This window comes from Bradyrhizobium sp., from assembly GCF_049586575.1.
Classification (GTDB): Bacteria; Pseudomonadota; Alphaproteobacteria; order Rhizobiales; family Xanthobacteraceae; genus Bradyrhizobium.
Map to the genome: position 1 here is coordinate 1 of NZ_JBAVCF010000705.1, position 10,823 is coordinate 10,823.

Here is a 10,823-nt window from a genome sequence, read left to right on the forward strand (position 1 = left end):
ACCTACATCGTCAGGGCTGGTTCGACGATCAAGGATTTTGCGACGCTCGATCAGCCTGACGTCAAGGTCGCGGCGGTCAACGACACCACGACGATGCGCGGTGCGGTGGCGCATCTGAAGAACGCCAGGGTTACGGGCTATCAGACCTTCGAAGAGATCTTCAATCTGCTCAAGAACGGCGAGATCGACGCGTTTGCGCTGTCGCGCGACCAGCTCAACGCGCTTTCAAAAAAGATTCCGGGCTCGCGCGTGCTGGACGAAACCTTCAAGCAGACGGTGACAGCGGTTGCCGTGCCGCTCAATCATCCGCTGTCGCTGGAATATGCGAGCAAGTTCATGACGGACGCCAAGGCCAATGGCCTGTTGCGCAAGGCGTTCGACGATAACGGGCTGAAGGACACCCCGCTCCGGGCGAAGTAGGCCCCTTCATCCCTCCGCCGCGAGCTCCCCCCGCAAGGAGGAGGGACATGAGCAAGCCTCCCGCGCGGCGTTACTTCGCCCCGCCTTCAATCGGCTCAAGGCCGCTGTTGATGATCGTCCCGCGCGCCGCGGGCGATGCGAGGAACTTGATCAGCGCCTTTCCGGCCTCGGGCTCCTTCGAGCCGGTGGCGATGCCGGCGGAGAACACCGTAATCTTCTGTAAACTGTCCGGCAGCGGGCCGACGATGTCGACGCCGTGAACGGGCTTCAATTCGCTGATCTGCTGAAGCCCAAGTTCGGCTTCGCCCTTCGCGACGATTTCCGCGACAGGCGTGGCCGGAATCTTCTTTGCCTTGTCCTTCATCTCGGCGGCGATACCGAGTTTGTCGAACATCTCGGTCGAGACGTAGACGCCGCTGGCGCTGTCGGAATAGGCGACGGACTTTGCCGCGAGCAGCGCGCGCTTGAGCGCGTCGGCCGAAGAGATGTCGGGTTTCGGGCTGCCTGCCTTCACCGCGACGCCGATCTTGGAATTGACGAGATCGACCCGGCTGCCCGCGACCGCCTTGCCCTGCTTGATCAGATCGTCGAGCGCATAGCCCACCAGGATCAGGACGTCGGCGGGCTCGCCGCGCCCGAGCCGAACCGGGATTGCGTTGACGGTCGTGCCCATCGACGGGCCGTAGGCGGTGACGACCTTGTTGCCGGTCGTCTTCTCGAACTCCGGCACCAGCGCGTTATAGGCAGCCGACAATCCGCCCGAGATCATGACGTGCACTTCGGCCGCCTGCGCCGCGCCGGCCAGCCACAGGGCAGCGGCAACGCCAAGCGTCAGGTTGCGGAAATAGTTGGCTGCGAAACGCATGAAAAATCCTCCCGGGACGACTTTATTTTGCCGATACCTATTAGCGGGGAGGGGCCGACGTGCAAAGCCGCAAACCGGCGCGGTTAACCTTTGGGAAGCAGACGCGTGGGCCGGTCCGGATGTGCCGGACGTCATCTAGTGTCGTCCCGTAGTGATCGCGACGACATCTAGCCGTGAACAACGGCGTACGGGTTGATTCGGCTGATTCGGGCACGATTCGTTCCGCCCGCGTTCCGAACCTTAAGATCGACGCAGGCTTTCGTTGCATTTTGGGACAGGGCCGAAGCTTAAGCGCGGTCAAATCAGCTGCGCCGCAGCCGCCAGCCGATCACGTTCGCTTCGAGCGCGCCGCCGGACTCGTGATTGCGCCAGGCGCCGTCCGCAAAGCGGCAGGGGAACGGCAGCTCATAGGTGCCGCTCTGGTCTTCGCACAATACCTGGACCGGCAGGTCCGGCGGCGGCTCTCCTTCGCCATCGAATTGAGCCAGCCGTTTCTCGCGCGTTGCCATTTCCAGTTCCGTTTTCGTCCCACTATGCCGAGCGATCGTACGCCTGTATCGATCAAGCTCAATGGGCGATTGAGGTCGCAGTGTGGTAGTATTCGCCATTGAAACGTCTGCTCGCAAGAAGTTTACCGCTCGACATATGCTCAAACGAGGTTTGCCATGATCGGCCGGTTTTTTGTCGGCATCAGCATTATGGTGCCGTGCGTGTTGAGCGCTGACGTCGGCCACGCGCAGGACGTTCCCGGCATCGAAATCTGCACGGTCGAAAAGACGATGGAGCGGCGTACCAGTTGCTTGCAGAGCAATGTCGAGTTTCTTCAGAAGACGATTGCGCGGCTTGACGCGCAGCACCAGCAGAAGCTCGACGCGGCGAACCGGCAGATCGAGGTTTTGAAAGCGAACATCGCCGCATTGCAAAAGACCGTGGGTGACCTTCAGGCCGCGCAACACAAACCGGCGGAGGAGGCGAAGAAGGCGAGCGCGCCGCCTGATGCGGCCGCGAAGGACACGACCGCGAAGGATGCTGCCGCCAAGGACGCGACAAAGGATACGGCGGCGAAGGACGCCACAAAACAGGGAGCCAAGTAGCTCCGCGCATCTGGCGGACGGCGAGCGCAAGGACGATCAAACGGGCCTGGCGCGGACGTGCATGATGGCGTCGCTTCGTGGAAAGCCTTGAACTCATGAACCCTGCCCAGAAAGCGCTCTGGTTTATCGAAAGCCATTTGGCCGGCGAGCTGACGCTCGACGAAATCTCCGATGTTGCCGGCGTCACGCGCTTTCACATGGTGCGGGCGTTTGCCGCCGCCACGGGTTTCTCGGTGATGCGCTATGTGCGCGCGCGTCGTCTCAGCGAAGCGGCGCGCTCGCTCGCATCCGGTGCACCTGATATTCTCACCGTAGCGCTGGATGCGGAATACGGCTCCCACGAAGCATTTACCCGCGCATTCCGCGATCATTTCGGGCTCACGCCCGAGACGGTTCGCAGTCTTGCGTGCATCCAGGACCTCAAGCTTCAGGAGCCGATCCAGATGAATTCATCTCACATCGAAAACCTTGCCCCTCCGCGTTTTGAAGTCTCCAAACCATTGCTCGTGGCGGGCATCGGCGACCGCTATAATCACGAGAATGGTGCGGGCGTTCCAAGCCAGTGGCAGCGCTTTCATCAATCGGTCGACGATATCCCCCACCGCGTCGGCAAGGTCGCCTACGGCGTCTGCTACAACGGCGACGATGCCGGCAATTTCGACTATATCGCGGGCGTCGAAGTCTCGGACTTCTCGGATTTGCCGCGTCCGTTCTTTCGTGTCCGGATTCCCGAGCAGCGCTACGCCGTATTCACCCACCGCGATCACATCTCGACCATTCGCCACGCCATCGACACGATCTGGAACCATTGGCTGCCGGCGTCCGGCTTGAAAGTCGCCGACGCGCCGACCTTCGAGCGCTATGACGAAAATTTCGATCCGCTCACCGGCAATGGCGGCTTCGAGATCTGGGTCCCGGTGCAGGAATAGATATCTGAAGCTTCCCGGCAGGCCAGCCGTGCGATGCGGCTGCTTGCAAGCCACGGCGGCTTTGCCCTAACGTTGCGCAAACGTGAGAAGCGCGACAGGGCAGGGCCATCTGCGCGCGCAAATGCCGGGAGGGATTTCATGGCCGAACTTCGCGTGCTCGCTACCGGTCTGGAATTTCCAGAAGGCCCGGTAGCGATGCCGGATGGCTCCGTCCTGCTGGTTGAAATCCGCGGGCGGCGGCTGACGCGGGTCTATCCTGACGGGCGCAAGGAAGTGGTCGCGCAAATTCCCGGCGGCCCGAATGGCGCGGCGCTCGGTCCCGACGGCAAGATGTACATCTGCAACAATGGCGGCTTCTCCTGGATTCCAACCGGCAAGATGATCATGCCCGGGCCGCAGCCCGAGGATTATCTCGGCGGCTCGATCCAGCGCGTCGATCTGCAAAGCGGCAAGGTCGAGACGGTCGTCTCGAAGTGCGGTGAGCACGCATTGCGCGGACCGAATGATCTTGTGTTCGACCGGCACGGCGGCGTGTGGTTCTCCGATCTCGGCAAGCGCCGTGCCCGCGAGATGGATGTCGGGGCGTTCTATTACCTCAAGCCCGGCATGCAAGAGATCGTCGAGGCTGTGCATGGCATATTGCCCGCGAACGGCATCGGGCTGTCGCCCGATGAAAAGACAGTCTACATCGCGGAGACACCGACCGCGCGGCTGTGGGCGTATGAAGTCTCCGAGCCCGGCACGATCAAGCCGCGCGATGTGATCTATCGCGGCGAACGGGGTAACCCGATCGCTGGGCTCGGCGGCTACCAGATGTTCGATTCGCTCGCGGTGGAGGCGAACGGCAATGTTTGCGTCGCGACCCTTGTCTCGGGCTGCATCTCGGTGATCGCACCCGATGGCAGGTTGGTCGAACAGGTGCCGACCGGCGACCGCGTCACCACCAATATCGCCTTTGGCGGGCCGGAGTTGAAGACCGCCTACATCACGCTGTCTGGCAAGGGCGAACTCGTCGCGATGGAGTGGCAACGGCCCGGCCTGCCGCTGAATTTTTTGAATAGATGATATCGTCATTGCGAGGAGCGTAGCGACAAGGCAATCCAGACGTGAAATTGTTGTTCGGGATTGCTTCGCGGAGCCTGTGATCGAGCGCGCATTCGCGCGGCCGGTTGGCTCGCAATGACGGAAGGAGGAGACACCAATGCCCTGGCTTGAACCGGTAACGCTTGCTGGCCCGCATGCGCGGCTCGAGCCGTTGTCGCACGCCCATCTCGACGGCCTGACGGATGCGGTCAGGGACGGCGAGCTGTGGAAGCTCTGGTACACGTCCATTCCGAAGCCGGAAGACATGGGCAAGGAGATCGACCGCAGACTCGGCTTGCAGACAAAGGGTGTGATGCTGCCGTTCACGGTGTTCGATTCGAACGGCCAGATCGCGGGCATGTCGACCTATATGAATGTCGATGCCGCCAATCGCCGCGTTGAGATCGGCTCGACCTGGTATGCCAAGCGCGTCCAGCGCAGCGCGCTCAACACCCAGTGCAAATTGCTGTTGCTGACGCATGCGTTCGAGAAACTCGATTGTATTGCGGTCGAATTCCGCACGCATTTCTTCAATCACCAGAGCCGGCGCGGCATCGAACGCCTGGGCGCCAAGCAGGATGGCATTTTGCGCAACCATCAGATTGCGCCGAACGGTACGTTGCGCGACACGGTTGTTTTCAGCATCATCGCCTCGGAATGGCCGACAGCGAAGGCGCATCTCAGCTATCAATTGAACGAAAGAGCGCGGAACTAGCGAAGAAAATACGTCAATCCAAAGAGACGCCGAAAGCGAGAGTATGGACACGTTCGATTATGTGATCATCGGTGCGGGCTCGGCGGGTTGCGTGCTGGCTAACCGCCTGAGCGAGGATGTAGCGACCAAAATCTGCCTGCTCGAGGCAGGTCCGCGAGATTGGCACCCCTACATTCATTTGCCGGCCGGCTTCATCAAGACCTTCCACATGCGCAGCATCAACTGGGCCTACCAGCAGGAGGTAGGCCCCTGGACCGGTGGCCGCAGCATCTACGCGCCGCGCGGCAAGACGCTCGGCGGCTCGTCTTCGATCAACGGGCATATCTACAATCGCGGCCAGCGCCAGGATTTCGACACCTGGGCCCAGATCGGTAACCGCGGCTGGGGCTATTCGGATGTGCTGCCCTATTTCAAGCGGCTGGAGCATCGCATCGGCGAGGGCGACGACACCTTTCGCGGCCGCGAGGGCGATCTCACCGTCACCACGATGGAATGGCGAGACCCGCTGTGCGAAGCCTTCATGGCGGGCGCGGTCAGTCTCGGCATTCCGCGCAACCCCGATTACAACGGCGCGATCCAGGAAGGCGTGTCCTACGCCCAGCGCACCATCAAGAACGGGCTTCGGGTCAGCGCCGCCACCGCCTTCCTGCATCCGGCGCGCAAGCGTGGCAACATCGACGTGCGCACGCACGCGCATGCGACCGAAATCATTTTCGAGGGCAAACGCGCGGTCGGCGTGCGCTACCGGCGCGGCGGCCGGAATGGCACGGTGCATGAGGTGCGCGCGGCCAAGGAGGTCATTCTCTCCGGCGGCACCTATAATTCTCCGCAGCTATTGCAACTGTCGGGCGTCGGGTCGCCCGATCTGCTGCAATCGCATGGCATCGAGGTCAAGCACGCGCTGTCGGGTGTCGGCGAAGGATTGCAGGACCATTACGCGCCACGCTCGGTTGCGCGCGTCAAGAACATCAAGACCATCAACGAGCGCCGGCGCGGGCTTGGCCTCGTGGGCGAGGCGCTTAAATGGGCGACGACGCGGCGCGGCCTGCTGTCGCTGTCGCCGACCATGGTCTACTGCTTCTGGCATTCCGGCGAGACCGCCGAGAGCTCCGATTTGCAGATGACGTTTACGCCGGCGAGCTACAAGGAAGGCGTGCAGGGCACGCTCGAGGATCTGCCGGGAATGACGGTGACGTCCTGGCAGCAGCGCCCCGAGAGCCGCGGCTACGTCCGCATCCGCTCGGCCGATCCATTTGTGCAGCCGATCATCCAGACCAACTACCTCACCGCCGAGCTCGATCGCCGCGTCATTGTCGCCGGCATGAAGCTGGCGCGGCGGCTCTTGAAGTCGGACCCGCTGTCGCCCTACTACGACCATGAGGATTTTCCAGGTCCCGGCGTGCAGACCGACGACGAATTCCTGCAGGCCGCCACCAAGCGCGGCACCACCACCTTCCATCCCGGCTGCACCTGCCGCATGGGCCCGGTGGACGCGCCATGGGCCGTCGTTGACGACCAGCTGCGGGTCCATGGCTTGCAAGGCCTGCGCGTCATCGATGCCTCGATCATGCCACGGATGATTTCGGCGAACCTCAACGCTTCCACCATGATGATCGCCGACAAGGCCAGCGATCTCATTCGCGGCAAGACGCCGCCGGAGGCAATCATCGTCCGCTGAAGCCGGCAAGTTGAGTAACCGGCGAGGCTCGCCTGTATAAATTCCGGGGTCGCGCTGATTGATCTCGCATTCAGAAAGTTCGATTGCGGCAGGAGCGATTTTGACATCCGGTTGGACCTTCCTGCTTTCGTTTTGCGTCGATCGTGGCCGCCGTCGTCTTCGGGATAGGGCTGCGGGCACGTATTCCCGCACCCAGGCTTGGCCATGACACGAAGGAAGTCATCAGGCTTGGCGCCGGTTTGCTGGCGACGCTGGCGGCTGTCGTCATCAGTCTGCTGATCGCGTCAGCGAAGTCGTCTTACGACACCCAGGACGCTCACTTCCGGCTGTTGGCAGCGCATCTCGTCCAGGCCGATCAAATGCTCGCGCAATACGGCCCGGAGGCACTGCCGGTTCGCAAGCTGATGCGCTCGAGCGTTCCCGCGGCGATGGATCGCATCTGGAACGAGAAGGCGACGGCATCGCAAGGCAACGCCTTCAGGGTGAACTCGCTTGCCGAACAGCTCTATGCCGCGATCGAGGCGCTATCGCCCGCCAATGACGTGCAGCGTTCGCTCAAACTGCGCGTCGTGCAGGCCAGCAATGAGATCGCGCGGACGCGATTGCTGATCTTTGCCGACGGCGACAGGCCGATCCTGACGCCGTTCCTGTTGATATTGATCGTCTGGCTGACGGTGATCTTTGCAAGTTTCGGTATGTTCGTGGAACCGGGCGTGGTCGCCTGGACGGCGTTGTTGGTGTTTGCGCTGTTGGTCTCGAGCGCCCTGTTCCTGGTCGCCGATTTGAGCCAGCCCTTTGCCGGATTGATGCAGATATCAAAGGAACAGCTCAGGCACACGCTCGCGCCATTGAGCTGACGGCAATACCGTTTGCGGACCCGCTTCCGCTGTTGAGGGACAAACGGACCTCGCCGGGATGCGGCCCGACGTCTGAGATTGACCCCAAGGGCGACATCACACCTCAGACTGCCGGTGCGCCGAGCCAGCTGGTGGCGCGGCTGGATCGGAACCACAACGTCCTCCGCACGACATTACGAGTGCCGGGGCCTTCACTTCAAAGAGAAGATCGCCGATATCAAAAACCGCCCACGCGTGCATCGCGCGCCACCAAGGCGAGTAGCCCATCAGCCCCGAGGATAGCAGCGAGGCGGCGTTACTCTCTCATTCCGGGAGGCCCGCCCGGGCCAATGCGGAGCAATACCGCTCGCGCGCCTCGTCGTCGCGGAACGGAAGCCACCGCGTGGCGGTGACCGTCACCCCCGGGACGAGTCGCCGCATTTCGGCAACCTCGCGTTGCGCTTCCTCCAGTTGGCCTGATGCGGAGAGGTTGCCGGCCAGGACTCTATGGGCACCCATAAAGCTTGGGTTGCTTTGCACGGCGCGCCGGCCGTAGTCGATACCCTCCTGGTAGCTCCCGGCGATGAATGGCGCGATCGCCACTTGCGCTAGCCAATTGCCGAAACGGGGGTCGCGTGGACTGAGGCGGATGGCGCTATCGAATGCCTCCTTGGCCTTTTCGTAGTCGCCGCAAAACGCCAACGCGCTGCTGTAGCGCGCGAAACCATTTGCCAAATTGGGATTCAGCGCTACAGCCTGGCGCAAGACGTCGAGCCCCTCATCGAACTGTCTCGCGGCAAATAAGCCGTAGCCGAGACTCGCCAGCGCATCGGCATCGGAATTGTCCTCCTGCAAGGCTAGGCGTGCTGCCTTGATGCCTTCGGCGATCGATGCTTGGGGCGATTGCGAGTATGCCCACCAACCGTCCGACACATGACAGAACGCCAACATCGCCAAAGCTGCGGTATTTCGGCGGTCGAGCAGCAATGCGCGCTGGGCTAACTCGCGCGCTTCGGCGATATCCGCGGGTCCGGCAAGTGCAAAGGATTGACCAGCGCGCAGCGTAAGCTCCCAGGCGTCCAGATTTTGCGGGTGCTTCCGGCTGACCCGTTGCATTTCCGCGATCGCGAAGGCCGGGGTCACGGCGGCCGCGATCATGTTGGTGATCTCGTCTTGCAGATCGAAGATGTTCTCCAATCGACCGTCATAACGGTCCGCCCAGACGTGATTGCCGGATTCGGCGTCGATCAACTGCGCGGTGATGCGGATCCGCTCGGCTGCCTTGCGCACGCTGCCTTCCAGGACGTAGCGGACACCAAGCTCCCGCCCGATCTTCTTGATGTCGATCGCATGGCCCTTGTATGTGAACGAGGAATTCCGCGCTGTCACATGGAACTGACGGAACCGGGCCAGCGCCGTTATGATGTCCTCGGCGATGCCATCGGCAAAATAGTCCTGCTCAATGTCGCCGCTCATGTTCTCGAAGGCAAGCACCGCGATTGATGGTTTGTCGGGCAGCGCGAGCGTCGGTTTCCGGGCATCGGGCGCCGGGGACGACGCCCGCCCGGCCCCCACGTCGATCCGATAGACGTGCACCGGGCGCGCGATGTTCTTTAACTTCTTGTCGCCGAGATCGAAGACTTCCAACGCTATTTTATCGCGCACCTGGCGAAAGGCATCCACGGAAAGGCAGATCCCGCCGGGTTCCGCGATGCCTTCCAAGCGCGCGGCAATGTTCACGCCGTCGCCCATGAGGTCGCCGTCGTTCTCTTCGACTACGTCGCCGAGATGGATGCCGATGCGAAATTCGATGCGGCGGTCGGGCGGAACGCCGGCGTTGCGCTCGACCATGCCATTCTGCACCTCGATGGCGCAGCGCACGGCGTCGACAACGCTGCTGAACTCGACGAGAGCTCCATCGCCGGTTCGTTTCACCACGCGACCGTGATGCACGGCGATGGTCGGATCGATCAGGTCGCTTCGCAACGCCCGCAGCCGCGCCAGCGTGCGATCCTCATCGGCCGCCGCGAGGCGGCTATAACCCACGACATCGGAGGCCAGAATTGCCACGATCTTGCGTCGCGTCGGATTGCCTGTCATCATCCAGGACCCCATCCGGAAAAGCGAAGAAGAGAGAATATTACGGGAAGTCCGGGGTTAAGGCCATGACCGTCGGCCCGTCATTATTGCGGTCAATCGGAGCCGCAGACCTGTCGCGAGTGTCGTCGATGGGCGAGCTAGGTCGGGTCGAGATCATCGGGGAGTGTCAAAGTGCGTCGACGTTCGGCACTTCTGATGCTGGCACATCGCTGAGTTAGAGCAATGAAGTGAGAAGTCTGGAGTTGGGGGTACACCGGAAGTAGCTGGGCTCACGGTCAAAACGGCGAGAATGACCCAACTCGGACATGCAAGAGCGATATCCTTTGGCTCGTGCGCGGCAGATGAATGATGCGCGCTAGTTCGGAGACCCGGCGTGGTTCAGTCTTTCATTCCCCGGTTGCTCTAGATCAATGGTTTCCAAAAATGAGGGCCTAGTGTTCTGACGAGCATTTGCCGAGCGGCACACGAGGGAGCCGCTGTGGTGTCTGCGTTAGAGGTCCGGATCACCCCGTCCGGGCCTCGTTGGGCACGGCACCGTCACACCAACTCCGTGGCGGGCGCGTGCTCTTGTTGCTCCCACTATACGGGACATAAGGCGCCCGTCTCTCGTTTGATCACCCGAAAGGAGATCAGTCATGTCACGTCGAACCATCGTCTCGGTTGCTGCATCCATCGTCATTGGCATTGGATGCATTGCGACGATTTCAACTGACGCCTTTGCGTACCGCGGTGGCGGTCGTGCTGGTGTTGGTCGTGCTGGCGTTTATCACGGTGGCGTCCACCGCGCTGGCGTTTACCGTGGTGGCGTTTACCGCGGTGCAGCCGTACGCCGTGGAGTGGCCGTAGGCGTCGGAGCTGCCGCGGTCGGTGCCGCTGCTTACGGCGCACACGGAGCTTATCGCTGCGGATACTATCCCTATCCAGCCTGCAACTACTAGAACTGGTGCAGAGCTCACTCCCCTCGGGCCGGTGTGCTGGCTAGAGCAACAACCTGATCGACCTTTGTCAGGCTTGAACAGTGAAGCCGCCTTCGGGCGGCTTTGCATTTGGCGGCATCAATCGGAAGTGCCCCACAGCCCTGGGCCCCAACGTCTCTTCCTGGC

Annotated in this window: 10 protein-coding genes and 1 pseudogene; 8 read left to right on the plus strand and 3 right to left on the minus strand. The window is 61.9% G+C overall.

The features are described 5' to 3' along the window. Positions 1-420, plus strand: a pseudogene (locus tag WB528_RS25715) (amino acid ABC transporter substrate-binding protein); the annotation flags it as partial. 70 nt (positions 421-490) lie between these two features. On the opposite strand, the gene WB528_RS25720 reads toward WB528_RS25715, so the two are convergent. Next, positions 491-1,285 carry an extracellular solute-binding protein gene (locus WB528_RS25720; RefSeq protein WP_423892011.1) on the minus strand — a complete coding sequence of 265 codons (795 nt, stop codon included), beginning with the start codon at positions 1,283-1,285 and terminating at the stop codon, positions 491-493. A 302-nt stretch (positions 1,286-1,587) separates the two neighbouring features. Next, positions 1,588-1,794 carry a hypothetical protein gene (locus tag WB528_RS25725; RefSeq protein ID WP_423892013.1) on the minus strand — a complete coding sequence of 69 codons (207 nt, stop codon included), beginning with the start codon at positions 1,792-1,794 and terminating at the stop codon, positions 1,588-1,590. 156 nt (positions 1,795-1,950) lie between these two features. Between WB528_RS25725 and WB528_RS25730 the strand changes: the two genes are divergently transcribed. From WB528_RS25730 to WB528_RS25755, 6 genes are all read left to right on the plus strand, one after another. Further along, a complete protein-coding gene (locus WB528_RS25730; RefSeq protein ID WP_423892015.1) occupies positions 1,951-2,379 on the plus strand; it encodes a hypothetical protein in 429 nt (142 codons plus the stop codon). Between the two features lie 95 nt (positions 2,380-2,474). Next, a complete protein-coding gene (locus tag WB528_RS25735) occupies positions 2,475-3,308 on the plus strand; it encodes an AraC family transcriptional regulator (protein WP_423892017.1) in 834 nt (277 codons plus the stop codon). Positions 3,309-3,446: 138 nt separating this feature from the next. Next, positions 3,447-4,373 carry an SMP-30/gluconolactonase/LRE family protein gene (locus WB528_RS25740; RefSeq protein WP_423892019.1) on the plus strand — a complete coding sequence of 309 codons (927 nt, stop codon included), beginning with the start codon at positions 3,447-3,449 and terminating at the stop codon, positions 4,371-4,373. A gap of 136 nt (positions 4,374-4,509) precedes the next feature. Continuing rightward, positions 4,510-5,106: a GNAT family N-acetyltransferase gene (locus WB528_RS25745; protein WP_423892022.1), complete on the plus strand. Its 597-nt coding sequence runs from the start codon at positions 4,510-4,512 to the stop codon at positions 5,104-5,106. A 43-nt stretch (positions 5,107-5,149) separates the two neighbouring features. Then, positions 5,150-6,784: a GMC family oxidoreductase gene (locus WB528_RS25750; RefSeq protein WP_423892024.1), complete on the plus strand. Its 1,635-nt coding sequence runs from the start codon at positions 5,150-5,152 to the stop codon at positions 6,782-6,784. A gap of 143 nt (positions 6,785-6,927) precedes the next feature. Beyond that, positions 6,928-7,641: a hypothetical protein gene (locus tag WB528_RS25755; RefSeq protein WP_423892026.1), complete on the plus strand. Its 714-nt coding sequence runs from the start codon at positions 6,928-6,930 to the stop codon at positions 7,639-7,641. A 303-nt stretch (positions 7,642-7,944) separates the two neighbouring features. On the opposite strand, the gene WB528_RS25760 is transcribed toward WB528_RS25755, so the two are convergent. After that, positions 7,945-9,720 (minus strand): adenylate/guanylate cyclase domain-containing protein, encoded by a 1,776-nt coding sequence (locus tag WB528_RS25760; protein WP_423892027.1) that lies wholly within the window; start codon positions 9,718-9,720, stop codon positions 7,945-7,947. Positions 9,721-10,413: 693 nt separating this feature from the next. On the opposite strand from WB528_RS25760, the gene WB528_RS25765 reads away from it, so the two are divergent. Further along, entirely contained in the window at positions 10,414-10,566 is a 153-nt protein-coding gene (locus WB528_RS25765) for a hypothetical protein (protein WP_423892029.1), read from the plus strand. Positions 10,567-10,823 lie beyond the last annotated feature (257 nt).